The sequence below is a fragment of the Paraeggerthella hongkongensis genome (assembly GCF_003726035.1).
Lineage (GTDB): Bacteria > Actinomycetota > Coriobacteriia > Coriobacteriales > Eggerthellaceae > Paraeggerthella > Paraeggerthella hongkongensis.
Genome location: NZ_QICD01000014.1, coordinates 1 through 21060, shown reverse-complemented (window position 1 = coordinate 21060; position 21060 = coordinate 1). Strand labels below are relative to the sequence as shown.

General features: G+C 64.4%; 14 protein-coding genes. 12 read left to right on the top strand and 2 right to left on the bottom strand.

Features of this window, described 5'->3' with window-relative positions:
- The first annotated feature begins 9 nt into the window (after positions 1 to 9).
- From DMP08_RS07825 to DMP08_RS07770, 12 genes are all read left to right on the top strand, one after another.
- Positions 10 to 999 (top strand): helix-turn-helix domain-containing protein, encoded by a 990-nt coding sequence (locus DMP08_RS07825; RefSeq protein WP_123192373.1) that lies wholly within the window; start codon positions 10 to 12, stop codon positions 997 to 999.
- Positions 1000 to 1128: 129 nt separating this feature from the next.
- Positions 1129 to 1740 carry an MptD family putative ECF transporter S component gene (locus DMP08_RS07820; protein WP_114566811.1) on the top strand — a complete coding sequence of 204 codons (612 nt, stop codon included), beginning with the start codon at positions 1129 to 1131 and terminating at the stop codon, positions 1738 to 1740.
- 49 nt (positions 1741 to 1789) lie between these two features.
- On the top strand, positions 1790 to 2524 hold the full coding sequence (locus tag DMP08_RS07815; protein WP_161555443.1) for an energy-coupling factor transporter transmembrane component T: 735 nt from the start codon (positions 1790 to 1792) through the stop codon (positions 2522 to 2524).
- Positions 2521 to 4110 carry an ABC transporter ATP-binding protein gene (locus DMP08_RS07810; RefSeq protein ID WP_161555442.1) on the top strand — a complete coding sequence of 530 codons (1590 nt, stop codon included), beginning with the start codon at positions 2521 to 2523 and terminating at the stop codon, positions 4108 to 4110. Before DMP08_RS07815 ends, DMP08_RS07810 begins: the two co-directional genes overlap by 4 nt.
- 463 nt (positions 4111 to 4573) lie before the next feature.
- Positions 4574 to 5233 carry a Crp/Fnr family transcriptional regulator gene (locus DMP08_RS07805; protein ID WP_114566814.1) on the top strand — a complete coding sequence of 220 codons (660 nt, stop codon included), beginning with the start codon at positions 4574 to 4576 and terminating at the stop codon, positions 5231 to 5233.
- Positions 5234 to 5619: 386 nt separating this feature from the next.
- The gene (locus DMP08_RS07800) at positions 5620 to 6252 is read left to right on the top strand and encodes a ubiquinol-cytochrome c reductase iron-sulfur subunit N-terminal domain-containing protein (RefSeq protein ID WP_123192370.1); all 633 of its coding nucleotides are present in this window, start codon (positions 5620 to 5622) and stop codon (positions 6250 to 6252) included.
- Positions 6253 to 6404: 152 nt separating this feature from the next.
- Positions 6405 to 10334, top strand: a complete 3930-nt coding sequence (locus tag DMP08_RS07795) for an MBG domain-containing protein (RefSeq protein ID WP_123192369.1) — start codon at positions 6405 to 6407, stop codon at positions 10332 to 10334.
- A gap of 95 nt (positions 10335 to 10429) precedes the next feature.
- Positions 10430 to 11542: a substrate-binding domain-containing protein gene (locus DMP08_RS07790; protein ID WP_123192368.1), complete on the top strand. Its 1113-nt coding sequence runs from the start codon at positions 10430 to 10432 to the stop codon at positions 11540 to 11542.
- A gap of 3 nt (positions 11543 to 11545) precedes the next feature.
- On the top strand, positions 11546 to 12793 hold the full coding sequence (locus DMP08_RS07785; RefSeq protein WP_123192367.1) for an ABC transporter permease: 1248 nt from the start codon (positions 11546 to 11548) through the stop codon (positions 12791 to 12793).
- A complete protein-coding gene (locus tag DMP08_RS07780; protein ID WP_123192366.1) occupies positions 12781 to 13380 on the top strand; it encodes an ATP-binding cassette domain-containing protein in 600 nt (199 codons plus the stop codon). Before DMP08_RS07785 ends, DMP08_RS07780 begins: the two co-directional genes overlap by 13 nt.
- On the top strand, positions 13377 to 13586 hold the full coding sequence (locus DMP08_RS07775; protein WP_114566820.1) for a nitrate ABC transporter ATPase: 210 nt from the start codon (positions 13377 to 13379) through the stop codon (positions 13584 to 13586). The genes DMP08_RS07780 and DMP08_RS07775 overlap by 4 nt, the downstream gene beginning before the upstream one ends.
- A 9-nt stretch (positions 13587 to 13595) precedes the next feature.
- Positions 13596 to 17558 (top strand): acyl-CoA dehydratase activase, encoded by a 3963-nt coding sequence (locus DMP08_RS07770; RefSeq protein WP_123192365.1) that lies wholly within the window; start codon positions 13596 to 13598, stop codon positions 17556 to 17558.
- A gap of 86 nt (positions 17559 to 17644) precedes the next feature.
- On the opposite strand, the gene DMP08_RS07765 is transcribed toward DMP08_RS07770, so the two are convergent.
- Both DMP08_RS07765 and DMP08_RS07760 read right to left on the bottom strand, forming a co-directional pair.
- Entirely contained in the window at positions 17645 to 20080 is a 2436-nt protein-coding gene (locus DMP08_RS07765) for an ABC transporter permease (protein WP_123192364.1), read from the bottom strand.
- Positions 20081 to 20087: 7 nt separating this feature from the next.
- Positions 20088 to 20897: an ABC transporter ATP-binding protein gene (locus tag DMP08_RS07760; RefSeq protein ID WP_123192363.1), complete on the bottom strand. Its 810-nt coding sequence runs from the start codon at positions 20895 to 20897 to the stop codon at positions 20088 to 20090.
- Between the last annotated feature and the right edge of the window lie 163 nt (positions 20898 to 21060).

The following is a 21060-nucleotide window of genomic DNA, read 5'->3' as shown; positions in this document are numbered from 1 at the left end:
CGGTCGGCCGTGCTGGTTACCGAATACGGGCTTGTGCGCGAAGACGGCGCAGCGGACGCTCGCGCGAAGATGCTGTCTTCGCAATTTGCTCGAAGCGCGGTGGACGTTGTCGTGCCTTTAGCCCCCGACCTAGGGTCGGGTTACTATCGGCGTCTATCCCCGTGCTCGGGGATAGACGTGTACGTGGGCGATGTGACGTTTCGCGAAGACGTCGCCTTGGTTGAGCGCGCAGTGCGCGAGACGTTCTCGCTCACCTTCTGTCTTTCGGGCGAGCTCGAGTGGCGGAAGGTGGGCGAGCGCGGCGGGGTGCGACTCGAGCGCGGCGATTGCTGCGTGTACCGCAACGGCGCATTCGCGTTCGAGAACCGCTACGAGGCGAGCAGGCGTTCGTTCGGCATGGGGATAGACCTGCATCCCGGTCGATTCGGGTCGGTGATGCGCCGTCTTGCGGACAGAGGCTTCGTCGCCGATTGTCGAGAACCGTCTTCTTGCGTGAAGAAGGTTCGGCCTTCGCGTTCGATCGAGCCTCTCGTGCACGATCTTCTGAGCTGTTCGTACTCCCATGATCTGAAGGCGCTGTATCTTGAGGGGAAGGTGCTCGAGATCGTTTCGGCGCTTCTGAGCGAGGTTGTGCCCGAAGCAGGATCGGACGGCGGTGCGTGCAGGCCGGCGTTGGCCGAGGTCGACGCTTTGGAGCGCGTGCGCCGCGCGTTGGACGAGCGGTGCTTCGAGCATGTTTCCGTTGCCGAGTTGGCCAAGCTGTCGCTCATGAGCGAATCACGGCTTCGCAGCGAGTTCAAGTTGCGTTACGGGACGTCCGTCCATCAGTACCTGCTGGACCGGCGCATGGTTCGAGCGTGCGAACTGCTTGAACGCGGTTACCGGGTCAAGGACTCCGCCGCGATGGCGGGATACAGCAACATCAGCCACTTCGGCGACCAGTTCAAGCGAAGGTGCGGCATGACGCCGGGCGAGTACGCTCGGCGCTTCCGGGAATAACCTGTCGTTTCAAGCGTTTCGGAGTACGGAAAAAGCGTTTTCGGGGAGAAACGAGGAGGTCCTTTCGTTATTGTTAGTTTTAGTTAACTAACAAGCGGCACGTCCGCGTATCGACGATAGGAGAATGCGATGGAGAGCGCGACGCAGGAAAAGAAAAAACTTGGAATCAAGGACTTCGCTCTCATGGGCATTTTCGGGGCGGTCATGTTCGCCCTGGCCATGGTTCTTATGATGGTGACCGGCGTGACCCCTGTCGTGTACTTGTTCTACCCGGCCGTGTTCGCGTTCGCAAGCGGCCCGCTTTTCATGCTTGTCGCGGTGAAGGTGCGCACGTTCGGGGCGTTTCTCGTTCCGTCGGCGGTCATGGGGGTTCTCCTGGGACTCATGGGGGCTCAGACGCTGCTGATTACCGTGATCGTATTCGGCCTGATTGCCGAGGCCATAGCCAATTCCGGCTCGTATCGCGACTTCAAGCGCATAGCGATTGCGTACGTCGTGCTCATGCTGGGATTCTACGCAGGGGACATCGCTCCTATCTACGTATTCACCGATTGGTACATCCAGCAGGCGACCGGCGGAGCTGCCGGCGTTGACATGACGTACCTCAACGAACTGATCGGTACCGCGAAAAGCTGGTTGGGAATCGCGTCGGTCATCGCTTGCGTCGTTGGCGCTGCGGCGGGAGTGGTTGTCGGGCGCAAGATACTGAGGAAGCACTTCGTAAAGGCCGGCTTGGTGTAGCCGCTCGTCCAAAAGGGCGATTGCGGAATCCCGAAGATAGGAGCGTTTGGTGGATCAGTCTTTCGTCTTGGCGAGCCCCGCCTGCATCAGGTACATCGATCCGCGCGTGAAGCTCGTGCACGTTGCGATTGCCGGTGTTTTGCTGTTCGTGGTGCGGTCTACCGGGGGAATCTTGCTCAGCGATGCGTTCATGGTCGTCGCGCTGCTGTTCTTCGGATTGTACGGCTGCGCCGCGAGGCTGATTGCCGTTACGGGCGCGTTGCTGGCGGTTTCGCTTCTGCTTGCGAGCGTTCCCGGTGCGGTTGCGGCTGCGGCGGGCATGTCCGTTTTCATATTCTTCAAGTTCACGCCCCTTGCCGGCGTGTACTTCATGATGACGAAAAGCGTCAGCTCGAGCGAATTGGCGAACGCGCTCGAACGGCTCAGGCTGCCGCGCGCCCTTACCATCACGCTTGCCGTGACGCTTCGCTTCCTTCCCACGATCGGGCAGGAAGTGGGGGCCATGCGCGACTCCATGAGGATACGCAACATTCCCTTGACGGTTCTCAACGTGCTCAAAGCTCCCTTGACCATGATGGAGTTCGTTATGGTTCCTCTTATGATGCGGTTCGTCAAGGCGGCCGAGGAGCTTGCTGCCGCGGCTTGCGTACGCGGTATCGAACGTCCGGGCGTCAGGGGGTCCCTGCTTGAGATGCGGCTGCGTTTCAGGGATTTCGCGTACCTTGGTGCGGTGGTGGGTTGCGCTGCGTTTCTAGCATGCTTCGAAAGCAGGATGATTTCATGAACATCGTTGAAATGGAGCACGTGAGCTTTTCCTATCAAGGTGCGCAGGGCGCAGCCTTGCACGATGTTGCCCTATCGGTTCGCGAAGGCGAGTTCGTGCTGGCTACCGGACGCAGCGGATGCGGAAAAACCACGCTTACGCGGCTGATGAACGGCTTGATCCCTCATTTCTTCCCGGGCAACCTGTCGGGCAAGGTGTTGGTGGGGGGAAGGGACGTACGCCAGCTTGCCACGTACGAATTGGCCGCCACGGTAGGGTCGGTGTTCCAGGATCCTCGATCGCAGTTCTTTACGACGAACACGGTGTCCGAGGTGGCGTTTGGCTGCGAGAACCTGGGCTTACCTTCCGACAGGATCGCATCGCAGGTCGAGGGTGCTTTCGCCGATTTTGCCATCGAGCATTTGAGGAACCGGAGCATCTTCGATCTTTCAAGCGGCGAGAAGCAGAAGGTGGCGCTTGCGTCTACGTACGCAATGGAGCCCAACCTGTTCGTCCTTGACGAGCCGTCCGCCAATCTTGACGTTCGGGCTACGCTCATGTTGGCCGACGTTTTGGCGGAACTGAAGAGGCGCGGGCGCACCGTCGTGGTGTCTGAGCATCGCCTGTACTACCTTATGGAGCTTGCCGATCGAGTGGTGTTCATGGAGGATGGGAGGATCGTGGACCAATGGACGCCCTCCCGGGCTCGTTCCCTTTCGCGGGACGAGCTGATGCGTCGTGGGCTTCGATTGTTCGATCTTGACGATGTGGCGCCTGCGCGCGCTGATTCGGCGGCGGCGGACGGCAGGGCGGGGCGTGCGGCGGGCGATGACGGCGCCGCGCCTGCATCTGCGGATCGGCGGGTGCAGGCGGATGTGCCCGTGTCGCCGCTTTTGCACGTGTGCGACGTGCGGCTGTCTTTTGGCGAGCGCGCTGTGTTGTGCGGCGTGGAATTCGATGCAGGAGGGCATGCGGGCGCCCGCTGCGCGCAGCGGGCGGAGGTTATCGGCATAACCGGGCCCAACGGGGCGGGAAAGACCACGCTCGCGCGTTGCCTTTGCGGTCTTTCGCGCCGCTGCCGCGGAACTGTAGAGCTTGACGGGCGCATGCTTCGTCGCCGGGCGCGCTCCCGCTCGATGTACTTCGTCATGCAAGATGCGGATTACCAACTGTTCACCGAAAGCGTCGAGGACGAGTTGCGCCTTGGCAACGAGGACGACGGGACCCTTGACGAACGGGTGCGCGACGTGCTTGAGCGGCTGGGGATGGCGTCGCTGCGAGGCGTTCATCCGATGGCGCTTTCGGGCGGGCAGAAGCAGCGCGTGACCATTGCATCCGCCGCTGTGAGCCCCGCGCGCGTTCTGCTTTTCGACGAACCGACAAGTGGGCTTGACGGCCACAGCATGCGCAGCGTGTGCGATATCGTGCGCGACCTTGCTTCTCGGGGGCGGCTCGTGTTCGTAATCTCCCATGATCTCGAGTTTTTGGCGGGAGCGTGCGATCGGATCATCCACGTGCGCGACGGGGAAGTGACCGACGACTTTCTTCTGGTTGGACAAAACGTCGCTCGGCTTCGGTCGTTGCTGTTTCGCGGCGCCTCTGCTTGATCGGGCGCGGAAGATTCGGCGCGTCGTGCGACGAGCACCGAGTTTTGCTGCGGCCGATAGTGATAGAGATGACTTGCGCGCAAAAACCTGCCCTCGCTGGGAGGTTTTTGCGTTTAGGGGTCGTTGAGTCGGGCGTTGTTTCGGGCGTCGCTTCGCTTGCTTTTCGTTTTGCCTGGTCACGAAGCTGGGTTGCTGCGCCGTGCGTTTGCGAGTGCTCGCTCGGTTGGATCAAACGACCCCAAACCGTCAAAACCTGCCAGCGAGGGCGAGTTTTCGTGCGCAAGTCCTGTTCGCGCGGGGAAGGGGCACCCGTTCGCGCTTCGAACCCCTTGTTGCTCGGCTGCGATTCGGCATGTTTCGAAAATAGTAACCTTTAGCTAACAATTGAGGTATGATGGAGCATGGACATGATGAACGGATGGGGGGCGAGGCAAGCTGAACGTGTGGTGAAGGAGGGCGAAAGATGGCGGATCCGATTGACGTGCGACCTTTGAGCGAGTCTCCCGTGTTTGCCGGCATACCGATGGAAGAGCGTGCGTCTTTGATCGCGGATGCGAAGGGCATGCTGCGCCGGTACCCTGGCGGCAGCTTGGTGCGCCGAGCGGGCGACGGGCTTGATTTCTACCCGGTGGTCGTGTCCGGCCGCGTGCAAGCTTCTTTGCCGCAGGGCGGGCTGGACCGCATCGTGTCCCTATTCGGCCCAGGCGATTCGTTCGCCGAGGCCGTCGCCTCGTCTTTGCGGCGCTGTCCCGTTGACATTCGCGCGCTTGAGGACACGGTGCTGCTGTGCATTCCCGCTGCCGGGCTTCGCGCCTGCTCCCATGCGTGGGCATCGACTTTGCATGGAAACCTCATGAGCGAGATGTCGAAGAAGGTGCTGGTCCTCAGTCGCAGCCTTGCGGTCTTGAGCGAGCCGCGCCTGTCCGATCGCGTTCTGGCGTATCTGGACACGCTGCCGCGCAATGCGGACGGGAGCGTGACCGTTCCGTTCGGACGCAGGGAATGGGCGGCGTGCCTGCGCGTGGCGGACAAGTCGCTGATCCGCGAGCTCAAGGTCATGCAGGATGACGGCGTCATCGAGGTGGACGGTCGCACGGTTCGCGTGCTGCGGCAAGCTCGCTAGAGGGGGTGGCGGCCCCAGCTCGTCGGCTGCAAATCGCCTTGCCCATTCTTGGCGGGCATACCTTCTCAAAAAAAGTTATACAAAGGTAACATAGATCACTGACAAGGGGATTTCGCACTGCGTATACTGCGCTCATGCGGATTGTCGAATGCCTGCCAACAACAGGTGGGCGAGGGTTGACGTGCTGCGCCGAGGGATGGTTCCGGTCGGGCGGCGCGATGGAGCTGCAGGGCGAGACCTTGCAGCTTTTAAAATACCCTGAAGTTAGCCTTGGCTAATTAAATACGGCAACCGCGCATGAAGGTCCCCCGTGGAGCGGGCGGAGCGCATGCTGCCCGCTTGCGAACGCGAAGCGATAGAGCCAGTTCAGTGAAAGGATAGGCAACATGACCGAGATACGCGAAGGCATGCAGGATGCGTCCTTGTCACGCCGCGACTTCCTCAAGGCGGCAGCAGGCGCCGCCGTTGTCGCAGCGGCGGCGGGCGTGGCGCTGCCAAACATCAACGCGAGCAAGGCGTTTGCGGCAAGCGCGGCGCCGCTGTCGGGCGCTTATGCGGCACCGGGCACTTACACGGTGACGGCGAACTTGTACGTGGACAAGCGCGATTCGCCTATCGGCAAGAACGCGTACGTCACGAATCCGGGAAACCCGCCCTTCAACAAGCCCACTTCGCCCGTTGCGAACAATGCGACGCTCGTGGTGGCCGAGGGCGGTGCGAAACTCTTGACCGTACCCATTGTGAACAGCTCGTTCGGCGTATTGGAGATCGCTTCGGCCTCGCAAGACGGCCTGGTGCGCATCACCGAGAAGAAGATGGGGAAGTGGGTCATGCCGAACTTCCTGTGGTCTTCTCCTTACGACGAGCGTGTTGTCTCGCTAACGTTCGACGTGACGAACTTCGCCGGCGGCTCGGCGGTCGCGACGTTCAGCCCTTCGGCTGAGTACGCATCGTTTCCCCTGTACAAGGGACGCAAGACTTGGGATCTGCATCTTGTTGCCGATTTGGGCGCTGCGTAACGTTCCCTATGCGCTGAAGCCGGCTGCTGCATCTGCGGCAGCCGGCTTTTCGAGGTTCCGTGGCAGGTGCGCTTGGCGCTGGAGGCGCTGCGCGAACGGCCTGCATCGCGGTTGATCGCACGTTGCATGAAACAGAAACGAGGAATGAAACCATGAAGAACAAGGTGAACAGAGCAAGCGATTCGCTTGCGGGCGCCGTTCTTGCCGTGCTCTTGGTCGCTGTGTTGGTTTTGTCGCAGACGCCGGCCGGTTTTGCGTACGCATCTGCGCTCGGACTGGCTGACGCGCCGGCGCATGCGCAAGGCGCAGAGGCTGCCGACGCTGCCGAAGGCGGCGTCCCTGGCGGCGAGGGCGAAGACGCGGCTGCGGCGCCGCTTGCGGAGCGCAGCGGGGAAGCGGACGATGCGGCGCGCAGGTCGCTCGACCGGGTTGAGTCGCCGGACGGGAACGCATCTGCGAAGGAGGCTGCGTCTTCTTCTGCAGAGCGCGCGCCGGACGCCGTCGAAAAGCCGGCATCGACAAGCGCGGAAGGCGAATCCCGTGAAGGGGGTGCGAACCTTGCCGTCGTCGAAGGCAGTGCTTCCGGCGAGCAGGCGGAGCCGCAGGGCGAAGGCTCCGAACCGTCGCGGGCCGCGCTCGGCAGCGCGCAAGGCGAAGGCTACGTTGCCCCTCAGGGCGCGAGCAGCGCCGAGCTTGCCGCGGGAACCTATACGGTTTCCGCCAACGTGTCCATGATGACGCCGATGGGCATTCGCGGGTATGCGACCAATCCCGCGAACCCTGAAGGAATCGGCGGCCAGATGGGCGTTCCTGCTGCGGCCGTGACGAACGGCAGCACGTTGGTCGTGGCGGCCGACGGAACCAGAACGCTCACGTTTACGCTGATCAACCCCGTGTTCACGGTGCAAGTCGCAGGGTCTTCCCCCAGTGCTTCCGTGGTGGAGGCCACGCGGGTTCCCATCGAGCTGAAAAGCGACGACAGCCAGTACAACGACGATCTGGCCAGCGCCGGCATCACGTCGCGCATTTCCACGGTTACGGTGGAGTTGAAGGACTGGAGCGGAACGTACACGCTCCAGGGCTGCACGGAGTACGCCACCACGTTGAGAAAGTCGTTCAACATCGACCTGGACTTGACGGTTGATCTTGCCAATGCCGTGCGCGTTGTCGAGGGAGATTTCTCGAAGACGTTCGTTGACGACGAGGCGCGCGTGTCGGTGACGGTAAACGTGGAGGAGGGTTCGTCGGCGTTCGAATCGATCCAATCCGCCGAGCTTTCGGCGCAGCTCGTCGAAGACGAAGGACGCCGCTCGGCGGTGAAGCCCGCGCTCGGTCGGCAGTATCAGAAGGCTCCCGACTTCAGCTTGCTGGACGTGCGCCTGATTTCGGGCGGCGCGGACATTGCGGTTGACGACAAGGTGAAGTTCTCCGTTTCGCTGCCGGGCGAAAGCGGTTCCGAGGTGTTCTTGCACAAGGGCGCATCCCTGACTGCTCTTCCGGCTGCGCAGGCGGACGGCTCCCTGACGTTCGACAGCGCGCGGCTGGGATCGTTCGTGGTGACTTCGGCTCCGGGAGAGGCGACCGTTCGGTGGCTTCGGTCGTACACGTACGCCGACGGTGCTTCGGGCACGTCGGCAACGTGGGTGACCAACGGTTACAACGAAGCCGTGAACAACGGCGTGCCGGACATGGACAAAGAAGAAGTCTTGTCGGGTTTGTACGAAACCGGGTTCTTGGGGTTCGTGGGCGTCGTGGGCGCTCGCGCGCATGACGGAGCCGCGGTCGATCAGGCGTTGGAGCTGGTGAAAGAGTCGTCCGGCTTCAGCGATCCCGTCATCGAGGGCCTGTACGCGATGGGGCTTCATGTCGACATGACTCCTAAGGACGGCAATCGAGTGCCCCTGGCGGCCGGGTTCGTGTCGACAGTCGGCAACGGCAACTGCGGCTTGAGCGGTACGCTTCCGGTAAGCGGCAAGAACGTGGCGATCTATCTGGTGGAAGGAACGGCGGACAAGCTGACCAGCGCGACCAAGGTCGACGTGGCTATCGGCGGCGGCACGGCGTTCTTCGACATCCTTCCCGTTGACGGCAACGCCGTTGCGAACCTTGACGGGCTGGACGGCAGGTTGCTCAACGGCGCGTACCTTCTAAACGGGCACAAGGACTGGATGAACTCGGAAAACGTGGCGTACTACGTGGCGGTGGCCGAGGCTCCTGCGAAGATCGAGAAGCCGATCCCTGCCCAGGGCCTGGTGTACAACGGGCAGGAGCAAACAGGCGTCGCTCCGGGCGAAGGCTATCGCGTTTCCCTGACAGGTTCGGCCGTTGATGCCGGCTCCTATACCGCGCTGGTCACGCTCGAGGACGGCTATACGTGGGCGGACGGGTCGAAGGGCGCTGCGACGCTTGCATGGACCATCGGGAAAGCGCAGCTGACCGCCGCGTACCGCAGTGAAACGGTCGCTGCGAACGAGGCTCCGCGACTGTCCGTGGACGTGTCCGGGTTCGTGAACGGGGAGACGGCGGCCTCAGCGAAGGGCTTCGCCGCGCCGACGGTTTCCGCCCCGACGTCTTTGGAAGCGGGTGCAGCGTACAGCCTGACGCCTGTGGGCGGCGCGGCTGCGAACTACGCGTTTTCCTACCGCAGCGGCGTGCTGACGGTTGCCGAAGCGCAGGCTCCGGCGCTTGCGCCCGGCACGTACGCGGTGACGGCGAACCTGTTCGTCCCCTCGTCTGAAAACGACATTTTGCATCTGACGGCCTACATGACCAATCCCAAGAATCCAATGGAGCCCGAGGGAAGCCCGAACTTCGGGATTCCCACCGACCCGATGTCCGACAACGCGAAACTCGTGGTCAAGGAGGACGGTACGAAGCTGCTCGAACTGGAGCTGCCGAATCCGGCGTTCACCCTGATCGATTTCGGAACGCCGGCGAGCGGCGCGCAGGTGCTCGGCATCGAGCGCGACGGCAAGCCGTACGGCGCCAACGCACAGGGCCGCATCGTCAAAGCCGTTGTCAAGCTGGACGGCAACGATCCCGTCTTGACGTTTCCCGGGAGCCACGTGTATGCAGCTCCCTTGCGCCTGGATAAAACGTGGGGCCTGTCGCTGGCCGTGGACTACGCCAGCGCCGTGAAGCTGTCCGACAGCACTGACCTGGCCGTTCCGGGCGACAACGGAGGCTCTGCAGGAGGCGGTTCCGGCGGGGCGGGCTCTGCTGGGGAATCCTCCGGCAATGGCGGCGGATCCGCAAGCGCGGGCGGCTCCGGCAGCGCGAGCAGCGGCTCGGGCAACGCTGCCAGCAGCGGGGACGTTCGGCGCGGCACGCTGGCTGCCGGCACCTACACGGTGTCCGCCAATATCTGGCTGAGCAGGCAAGATACGGGGCTTCCGTTGAATCCGCATCTGACCAGCGGGGATTTCCCGCCCATGAACCCGGTGGCGCGCAACGCCGTCCTGACCGTCGATGTTGCCGGGCGCGCTGCGGTGCAGGTTCCCATCGTCATTCAGTCGAGGATCATGACGGTGAACGCCATCAGCGGCTTGCGTATCGTGGACTCCAGCTCGAACGGCGGCGGCCTGTCTTCGATCACGGTCGACCTGGGCGTGCTGGAAGACGCCGCTTCGGTGGTCTCGCGATCGTGCACGGTGGACGTTACCATCGGGGATATGGCCATGGCTATCGGCGGATCCATCTTCGGCGGCGAGCGCAACCATACGTATCCGGCTACGTTCCAAATGAACCTCTCCGGCGTGCCCGCTTCGGGCGGCGGCTCGATTCCCGCTGCGGCCCTGGCCGTGATGAACGGCTCGGCGTCGGGCGATGCGGCGGCCAATGCCGAAAAGGCTACCGCCGAAGCTCTGGCTGCGGCCGAGGACAAGGCTGCGCGCGCCAAGGCCAAGGGCGTTGCGACGAAGTCGAACCCGGCGCAAGCCGAATCCGACAGCGCTTCGACCGGCGATCCGGCTCTTGTGATCGGTTTGGGCGCGCTGGCCACGTTGGCCGTGGCCGGAGCGGCGGCGGGCACGTTCGCCTACCGCAGGAAGCGCGTGCCTTCGAAGGCTAAGGCCCGCTTCTAGCGTGCACGACTGAATGCGAGCCCGTCCGCCAGTCGCGTCGTGCGGACGGGCTCGCAGCTCTTTATTTGAAGGAACGACCCGGAAACGAGGTAGGCATGAATCTGACAAGACGCGCGTTCTGCGCGTTTGCGAGCACGGCCGTAGCAACGGCGGCCGTGGGTTTGGCGGGCTGTTCGTCGGGCGGCCCCGATCAAGGCGATGCGGCGCTCGGCACGGTCGACCTGGTTGCGCAGCCCGAAAGCCGCGAGCTCATGGGCAGCCCCGATGCGTGCACTGCGCGCGTCGGCTTGATCATGGGCCCGCCATCCATGGGCCTTTCGCAGTTCATCGTGGCGGCGCGAGCCGGCAAGACGTTCAACGACTTCCAGTTCGAGCTGAGCGGCGTGGACTACGTGGGCCTTTCCGCCGCGTTCAACCAGGGCAGCTACGATATGTGCACGCTGCCGTCCAATATCGGCCCCATCCTGTACAACAACAAGGAGCTAAAGAACGACTACCAGGTCATAAGCGTCAACAACCTGGGCGTGCTCTACGGCATCACCACCGATCCGTCGGTGGCTGCCGTGGAAGACCTTGCGGGTCGCACGGTGTACAGCTACGGCGAAGGCGGCACGCCCGAGTACACGATCGAGGCGTTGCTGGGCAAGATGGGCAAGGCGGGGTCGTTCAACCTTGAGTTCAAGTCGTCGCCGTTCGAAGTGCTGAACCTTTTGCAGGACGAACCGAACTGCGCGGCCATCCTTCCGCAGCCGTTCGTGTCGCTTTCGAAGCTCATGGTGGACCCCCTGTACGCGCCTATCGACATCACCAAGGAATGGGATGCGGCGTTTGCCGACACGGGGAGCCAGGCCGTTACCACGACCACGATCGTGAACCGGAAGTTTCTCGAAGAGCACGAGCAAGCCGTGATCGAGTACCTGCGGATGGCGGGACAATCGGTGGCGTGGTCGCTCGAGAACATGTCGGCCGCGGCCGCCCTGCAAGAGGAGCTGGGGACGTTTCTGAACAACGCCGTGGCGCTGGACGCTATGCCCCAGATCAGCATGGTGAGCTTGACGGGAACCGACATGCGCACGGCGCTTTCGGGCTTTCTCGAGGAGCTGTACCGCTCGAACCCCGACTCGATTGGCGGCAAGGTTCCAGACGACGGGTTCTACTACCTGCCTCCCGTGGGTCAGCTTGACGATGCGGGCAGCGCGGGCGCGTAGGCCATGGGCGAACGGCGAGCGAAAGAGCTGCTGAGGCGGCTGGGCGTGCGCATCGGGCGGGCGCGCGAAACGCGTGATACGGGCGAGGCCCCGCGCATGCAGGTGGCTCAGATAGCGCAGAAGCTGGGCATGCCCGAGGACAAGGTTGCGCAGGTTGTGCAGATGATCAGGGAAAACGGCATGGACGACGCCCAGATGGGCTTCATGATGAGAGCGGCCGTGTCCCGCGGCGTCGGCAGAGATCAGATCATGCAGATGATGACCTCCATGGGCGTTTCTTGCCGGCAGGTGGTGCGCGTCATGCAGGCGCAAAGCCTCATGGACGACGAGGAAGCGCAGCTTGTTTTGGAAGAGGAGCGCGCCGGGCGGGAGCGCGTCGTTGCCGCCCGCGGCGCGTCGAAGCGCATCGCAGGGGCAAAAAAAGCGCTGATCGTGCTGTTCTGGCTGGTCGTATGGGAAGTGCTCGATCGGGCGGTGGACAACCGCTTGGTTCTGGCCGGTCCTGTTCGGGTGTTGGAGGCGTTGGCGGAGCAGGTGGCGAAGCCCGACTTCTGGCTGATCTGCGGCGCTTCCACGGCGCGTATCGCCGCGGGGTTTCTCCTATCGTTTTCCATAGGGCTGCTGTTGGCTTTATTGGCGTACCGTGTGGCCATCGTACGCGACTTCATCGATCCCGTGATGTCGCTTCTGCGCACCATTCCCGTTATCTCGTTCATCATCATGCTGCTCATCTGGGTGGGCAACCAGGCGTTGACCGTGTACCTGGCGTTCTTGATCGTGCTGCCGCTGGTCTACACGTCCACGCTTGCCGGGTTCGAGAGCGTGGACCGGCACCTGCTGGAGATGGCGCGGGTGTTCAAGCTGTCCAGATGGCGCACGTTCATGTACGTGTACCGCCCTGCGTTCATGCCGTTTCTGGTGGCAAGTTCCCGCATATCGCTGGGAATGAGCTGGAAAAGCGGCATCATGGCCGAGGTTCTGGCCGTGCCCAAGCCCTCTATCGGCAAAGAGATGAGCCTGGCGCGCACGTACCTGGACACGCCCGATCTGTTCGCGTGGACGGTGATGGTCATGGTGCTGAGCTTGGCGTTCGAGAAGGCGTTCATGGCGCTGTTGAAACGCGCCGGACGTCCGCTGGGCGGCTTTCTGGGCGTGCGCGATGACGAGCGCGAAGGGCGCGCCCGACGCGGGCGGCGCGACGAGGGCGGCGCGAGCGACGCGGGAAAGGGCGATGCCGCATGGACATCGTGATGGAGCGCGTGGGCAAGTCGTTCGGAGACGCGCGCGTGCTGGCGGGCGTGACGTGCACGCTTTCCGAAGGCGGCGTGTACTGCCTGATGGGGCCTTCGGGCGCGGGCAAGACCACCTTGCTGCGCGTGCTGCTGGGCCTTGAGCGCGCCGACGCGGGGCGCATCGAGGGCGCGCCTTCCGGCGCGGTTTCGGCGATGTTTCAGGAGGACCGCCTGTGCGAGACGCTGACGGCCGTGGAGAACGTGGCGTTGGTGCTGCCCGCGCGGGCCAGCCGACGCCAGATCCGCTGCATGCTGGAGAAGATCCTTCCCGCGGATTGCCTGAAGCGCCCGGTGATGCAGCTTTCGGGCGGCATGCGCCGACGCGTTTCGCTGGCAAGGGCGGTTGCCTATCCCGGCAGCGCGATCGTGCTGGACGAGCCGTTCACCGGGCTCGATGGGCAAACAAAGCGCGCGGTCATCGAGTTCTTGCTGGCCGAGCGACGCGGACGCACGCTTTTGGCGTCAACGCACAGCGACGAGGACGTGGCGCTTCTGGGCGCCCGAAAAATCATGTTAGCCGATATAACGAAGGGGGCTGCGCGATGATAGACGCGACGAAGACCATGAAGCAGACGGTGCTGGACGAGCCTTTGTTCGGGGAGTTCCTGGTGTCGAAGGGGTTTCCGTTTTCGCTGGACAACCCTATAGCCGACCTGGTGACGTTCGCCGACGTGGTGCAGGTGCGCCAGCTGGACGAGCGCGCGTTTCTGGCCGAGTACGAGCGGTATCGCGTGCGCGCGAAGGGGGAATAGGGGGCGGGCATGTACACCGTTGGCATCGACATCGGCGCATCGTCGGTGAAACTCGTGGCGCTTACGGACGCTGAGGAGCTTGCGTGGCGCGAAAGCCGCCTGCATCGCGGGGCCGCGCTCGCGTGCCTGCGCGATATGCTGGCCGTTTTGGCGTCCAAGCTGCCGGAGGGCGAGTGCGCGGGCTGGGCCGCCGCCGGATCGGGGGCGGCGGCGCTGCGGGGCATCGATCCCGCTTGCCTTATGCTGGAAGAAGTGCCGGCGGTGTGCCAAGGCGCGCAGCTTCTGGCGCCCGAGGCGCGTTCGGTCATCGAGATAGGCGGGCAGTCGGCGCTGTTCGTTACGGGCGTCGGGTCGGGGCGGGTGCCGCAGTTCGCCATGAACGAAAGCTGCGCGGCGGGCACGGGGTCGTTTTTCGAGGACCAGATGGAGCGCTTGGGACTTGCCCTGGAGGAGTACTCGGATCTGGTGGAAGGCGCGGTTTCGGTGCCGCGTATCTCCGGGCGCTGCGCGGTGTTCGCAAAAACCGACATCATTCATCACCAGCAGGAGGGCGCGTCGGTGCAGGACATTCTGCTGGGTCTGTGCTTCGCCATGGTGAAAAGCTACAAGGCCACCATCGTGCGCGGGCTGCCCGTGGCGCGCCCGGTGGCGCTTTCCGGCGGCGTTTTGGCGAACCGCGGGGTGGTTCGGGCGGTGCGCGAGGTGTTCGAGCTTGGAGAAGGCGAGCTTTTGCACGCGCCCGACCACCTGTTTTTCCAAGCGGCGGGCGCGGCGCGCGAGGCCCGGGCGCAAGGCGGGCGCACGCTTTCCGGCAAAGACGGCTGCCGCCCCCTTGCGATAGGCGACCTTGCCGTGCGGTTGGCTGAGCATACGGTCGTCGACGACCTGCCCCGGCTGCGCGCGCTGCCGTCCGTGCCGGTCGAGGCGAGGCCCGGGTTTCGGCTGCGCCCGCGGTCCTGGTCGGCTTTGACGGGCGAGCCGGTGGACTGCGCGCTGGGAATCGACGTGGGGTCCACGTCGACGAACCTGGTGCTGCTGGACGCACGGGGCGCGTTGCTGGACGCGCAATACCTGCGCACGCGCGGCGACGCGCGACGGGCGGTGCGCGAGGGCTTGGACTCGCTTGCGAAGCGCCTGGGCTCCGCCGTTCGCGTGACGGCCGTGGGCGTGACGGGTTCGGGGCGCAGCATGATCGGGAAGATGGTTGGCGCCGATGCGGTACGCGACGAGATCACTGCGCAAGCGCGCGCCGCCGTGGCTGCCGACGCGCGGGTCGACACCGTGTTCGAGATAGGGGGCCAGGACTCCAAGTACGTCAGCTTGAAGGACGGGCGGGTGGCCGATTTCCAAATGAACAAGATATGCGCGGCGGGCACCGGGTCGTTCGTCGAGGAGCAGGCTGCGCGCCTGGGCATCGAGCTTGCCGGCTACGGGCCGCTGGCGCTGTCCTCGAAGGCACCTATTGACCTGGGGGAACGCTGTACGGTGTTCGTGGAAACAGCCATCAACGCGGCTTTGGCGAAAGGTGCGTCGACGGCCGATGTGGCGGCGGGCCTGTGCTTGTCGGTGGTGCGCAACTACCTGCATCGCGTAGTGGGAACCAAGCCGGTGGGCGCCCATGTGGTGCTGCAGGGCGGCGTGGCCTACAACCCCGGCATCGTGGCCGCGTTCAAGGCGCACCTGGGCGACGCCCTTTCGGTGTCGCCGTGGTTCGCCGTGTCGGGCGCGGTGGGCGCGGCCTTGCTCGCGCAGGAGGCCGGGGCGGAGGCCACGGCGTTTCGCGGGTTCGACCTGACGCGCGCGTCGCAGGCTTCGAGGGCCGTCGACCGCGCGTCCGTCGAGGAGAATCGTCGGTTCTTTCGCAAGGTCGACGAGTTGTTCTTGGAGGGGTACGACGCCCGCATCGATCCGTCCAAGCAAACGGTGGGCATTCCGCGCTGCCTTATGCTGCACAAGCTGTTTCCCCTGGCAAACGCGTTCTTCAAGCAGTTGGGCTACAACGTGCTGCTGTCCGATGCGACCGACGAGGAGACGGTGCGCCTCTCCCAGCAGACGGCTCAAGGGGAGACATGCTATCCCGTGAAGCTCGTCCACGGCCATCTGGAGCAGTTGGCGCGGCGCGGCGTGGACTACGTGTTCATGCCGGCGGTGCGCACGATTCGCCACGTCTCTTCCAAGGTTGCGCACAACTACGCGTGCCCCTACATGCAGTCGGCGCCGATGCTGGCGGCCAAGGAGCTTGACTTCGAGGGTCGCGGCATTCGCCTTTTGAACCCGGTACTGGACATGGATTTCGGGCAGCAGGCCGTTGCCGAAGCGCTGCTGGGCGTGGGCGCGCAGCTGGGAAAGGAGCCGCGCGAAACCGTCCGCGCCATGCTGGCGGGCGGTTTCGCGGTGCAGGAGTTCACGCGCAAGACCGAAGAGCTGGGAGAGCAGCTGCTGGGTTCGCTCGGCCCCGACGAGCGCGTGCTCGTGCTGATCACCCGCAACTACGGCATTGTCGACCCGGCGCTCAACATGGGCATTCCCGGTGCGCTTCTGGACCGTGGCCGGAAGGTGATCACGGTGAGCCACCTGCATGCGCATGACGTGGACGTGTCGCAGGATCATCCGGGGCTGTACTGGCCGTTCGGGCAGCATATCGTGTCGGGCGCGAAGCTGGTGCGCCGCGATCCGCGCCTGTTCGCGGTGTACCTGACCAATCACGGGTGCGGCCCGGACACCATGGTGAGCCACCTGTTTCGCGAGGAGATGGGCGACAAGCCCTACCTGCATATCGAGACCGACGAGCATTCTTCGCAGGTGGGGGTCGTGACGCGCATCGAGGCGTTTTTGAACGCGATCGACCATTACGAGCCGCGCGACGAGCGCGCGCTGCCCCTGGCGGGCCGTCCGTACGAGGCGCCGCACGCGACGCTCGACGCGCAGCGGGTTGTGGCGCTGCCGTCGTTCGGGGCGTGGGGGCCCTTGGTGGGCGGCTGGTTGGAGGGGCGCGGCCTGCGCGTGGAATTGCTGGAACCCGACGACGCGGCTGTGGCCGCCGGACGTGCGCGCAGCGCTTCGAAGGAGTACCTGTCGTTCACGGCGCTGCTGGGAATGTCGTTGCGGGCGGCTGCGAAAGCCTCGGCGGAACGTGCCGGTGCGAGCGGCTTGCAGCTGCTGCTGCCTTCGACGGAAGGCGCCGAGGCCGACGGGCAGTACGACCGCGTGATCCGCGCCGTCTTGGACGAGGAAGGGGCGGCCGACGCGAAGCTGGTTGCGCCGATCCTCGATCAGCTGCCTTGGTCGATGCCCGATCCCGAGGGCTTCTTCCTGCATCTTTTGGCCGGCGACGTAGCCTACGCGGCCGACCAGGACGATCGTCAAGAGGTGCTGGACGGGTTCCTGCGCGATGGCGTGACGTTCGAGCGCGTATGCGCCGCAGCCCGCCGAGCGGGGACTGCGGCCGAAGGGGGTTCGCGCCGCGCCCGCAAGACGCTTGCGCTGGTGGGCGAGTGGCCTTTGGTGTACGCCGATCAGCTGACGGGCGGACGCTGGGAGGGCCTTGAGCGCGCGGGGTATCGCCTGGTGCGTATGCCGCTGTCCGAGTACCTGTGGTTTCTATGGCGCGATGCGCGTCAGCCCGACGGGCTGCTGGCGGCCTTCGCCGCGCAGATGGCCGAAGTGCACCGTTCGTTGGGCTGCGCCTCGCCGTTTTGCGCCAGCTTGGACGACCTGCGGATTGCGGCTGGCGAGGCGCTGGGGGGCTATCGAGGCGCGAACGGAAGGTACCGAGCGGCTAAGGCGCGCTTGGCGGCGCGTGAGGCGGACGGCGTGATAGCGGTGTCGTCGATGTACGAGAACACCGGCATCGTGCTCAAGCTGCTCGACGATGCCGACGACCTTGCGGCTCCCGTGCTGCACGTGTCGTTCGACGGCGCGCTCGACCAGGGCATCGACGAGCGCTTGCGGTCGTTTCTCTACTACGTGTGAGGAGCGGCTGCGAAACGCGCGGCTTCCCGGGCTGACCGCAGCCCTGCGACCGGCGGCGGGATCCAGGCCCCGCCGCCGGTCGGGGCTTACTCCTGCGCTTTGAGCGCCAGGGCAAGCGGGACGCGCTTGATGCGCCTGGTGTGCAGAAACGCCACGACGGCGTACGTGGCAACGCCGATTGCCGCGATAAGCGCCAGGCGGTCGGCGGGCGCGTACGCCTCCATGTTGCCCCCGTATCCCGCGAGGGCAGCTCTGATCAGCGTCGATATACCCAGGACAACCAGGGGCAGGGATGCAAGGAGCGAGGCGATCACCACGGTTGTGATGGAATGCAGGTACAGCTTGTTGATCTCGCGGTTTCGGTAGCCGAACACCTTCATGTACGAAATGCTGCACGCGCTTCGATCCAGCACCGTTTTCGTGAGCAGGTACATGAGCACCAGGTAGACAAGCGTGGCCGCTGCCGTCATCATGCCCATCACATGGCCCATCGAGTCTTGCATCTGGGCGCTGATCTTGTCCATGTCGGCAGGGGCAAGATCGCTTGCCAGATAGCGTTCGTCCAGGTTGAGGCTTTCGTTCGACACGTATCCGTTGAAATAGCCGGCATCGTTGCCGAACAGCTCGTTGAAGTCCTCGATGCTCAAGAACACCGCCATGCACGAGAAGCTGCCCCAAAGCGAGCTGGGGGTCAGCTCGTAGGCTGCGCCGTCGAACTTGTTCGAGAACGTTTGCGGCTCTCCGGGTTTCAGCCCGCATTTCTGCGCCAATCCGCGTCCTACGGCCACCTTTCCCTCGCCGACGTCGGCGTCGTTCCAGTAGCGGGATCCTTCCGCGATGCCGTACACGACGACCTCTTCGTTCCCCTGTGCCAAGCGGGCGGTTTCCAGGCGCCCTGCGGCGAACTTCTCGGCCTGCTCGATGACGCTGCGGTCGTTCGGCTTCACGTTGACGGGGTGGGCTCCTTCCTGCACCGTCGAGGCTTTTTGCGCGAGCGCGGCAAGCTCGATCGGGTCCATGGCTTCAAGTTGGGACTGCTCGGTTGCGGCCAGCGCGGTCGTGGCTGCGAACGCCTCGCGCTCGTCGTCGGTCGCGGCGATTTCGAGCGGCGCCTTGAGCAGGTACTGGTGCTCGGCCACCAGATCGTTGCGCAGGGAATCGGCGTAGTGCTCGATGGTGGGCATCATGCACAGCCCGAACAGCAGCAGCATGCTGGCGAACGCGATCCCCACGAACAGCGTGGCGAAGTGCGAAAGGTTGCGCAGGAACACGCGCAGCCTGAACCGCGCCGAAAAGCCAAGGCGCTCGGGAAGCTTCAGGGTTGCGCGCATGCCTGCCTTCGCCGTTTCGCGCCGTAGGAACATGAGCGGCGTGCAGCGCATCTTGCGCGCCAGCCCGACGGACGTGATTGCCATGAGCAGGAAAAACGGGATGACGGTGGTCAATCCGAAGGCGCGCCAGCTCCAGGCGGCAACGTAGGGCGGCAGGCTGTAGCTGTTGTAGTACAGGCCTTTCATAGGGTCGACCATGACGGTGTATCCCAGTACGTTGCCCGCCACGGCCGCCGCCAGGCCTACCAAGCAAGGCAGCGCCAGGTAATGCGCGATCAGCTCGCGTTTGCGGTATCCCGATGCCAGAAGCGTGCCGATGACGGCGCTCTCTTCGTCGATGGCGGCCGAGGTCAGCACCACGAACACGAACGCCATGATGACGATGAGCAGAAACAGCATGGTCTCCCAGGTGACCTGGTCGCCCGCCACGTCTTCGGCGGCGTAGGTGATCCCTTGGTTCGACGCGGCGTCCACCAGATCGGTCAGCAGGGCTCCGTGGCTGGCCAGCGCATCGGCGATGTCCTGCTCGGCGTCGATGCGCTCGGACAGGGGCAAGGCGCGGTCGTCGAACAGGAAGGAGTAGACGTGGGAAACGCTCGCGCCTTCGAAGGACGCGAACGCGGCTCGGTCCACAACGGCGGTGCCGAACGTGAGCGTGTTCATGACGAAATCGGAGTTCTTTTCGAAAAGAGCCGCGTAGTCGGGAAGCGTCATGATGCCCGACACGGTCAGATCCCGCCCGCCCACGCGCACCGTATCGCCCGTTTCGATGCGGGCATGCTCCGCGAAGGTCCGATCGAGCGCGATCTCGTCGGCTCCCTGCGGGGCTTCGCCCTGCGCGTAGGCGGCCTCGTTGAAGCCGTTGCGGTTGAGGTGCACGCGCACCGTGGCGCCCGGTGCGTCGTCGCGCTCGAGCGGCAGGTCGTAGCTGAAGTTCTCGTGCACGGACGCGCCCAGGTCCTCGACGGCCGCAAGCGCTTCGGCGGGCGCTTCCCGGCTTGTCGTGAAGCGCCCGTCCTCGACGGCGTAGGCGTCGCGCATGCCGTCGGTGATGCGCTCGATGCTGCTGGCTGCTGCAAGGAAGCCGGACACGAGCGTGATGGAGATGGTCATGAGCAGGAAGATGCCCAGGTACCTGCCGAAGTTGTGCCTGAGCTCGCGCGGAAGGCGGCGGACAAGAGGGGTTGCCATGGCGCGCCTACCATTCCAGATCGCGCGCAGCGAGCACCTGCTGGTTGCGCGCGTCTTCGGCCAGGACCCCGTCGCGCAGCCGCAGGACGCGATGGGCCATGTGCCTGATAGCGTCGTTGTGCGTGACGATGACGATGGTGCAGCCGTAGTCGCGGTTGACCCGTTCCATCAACTCAAGTATCTCTTTCGAGGTTTGATAGTCCAACGCGCCCGTCGGCTCGTCGCACAGCAGCAGGCGAGGGTTTTTCACGAGCGCGCGCCCGATCGCGCAACGCTGCTGCTGCCCGCCCGATATCTGGCGCGGGAACTTTCCGCGATGGTCCCATAGCCCCAGCGAATGCAGCAGATCGTCAAGGGGAAGCGGGCTTGCGCTGAGATGGCGGCACACCTCGATGTTCTCGCGCACGGTCAGGTCGGGGATCAGATTGTAGAACTGGAACACGAATCCCAGCTCGCGTCGGCGGTACTCGCCAAGCTCCTTGTCGGAAAGGCCGGTCAGCTCAACGCCTCCCACGCGGATGGAGCCCGAGTCGGCCGGCTCCAGCCCGCCTACCAGGTTGAGGAACGTGGACTTTCCCGAGCCCGAAGGCCCGAGCAGCGCGCATACGGCGCCCTGTTCGATGGTCGTGGCAATGTCCGAGAGCACGGTGGCGCGCGCTTCGCCTTCTCCGTAGTGCTTGCAAAGGCCGTCGACCGACAGGAAGACGGGGTCGATCGCTGGGCGTTCGCGGCGTTCGTCGGAGTCGGCGTCTTGCGCCTTGCGGTTTTCGTGGGGGTCGTGCTTCTTCGGGGGGAAGAAGGCTGCTTGGTTGGACATGGGTTCTCGTTTCCCCGCGTGAGCGGCTTATAAGTTTACTAAGGCTAACATTTACCACTACGGAGAGGGAAACACAACGACAAGGGGGAATACGGGCGCGCGCAGCGCCTTGCTCGGCCGAGGAGGGCTCTGCGGCGCGGTGGAGGGCGGCGCGGGTCGGGCG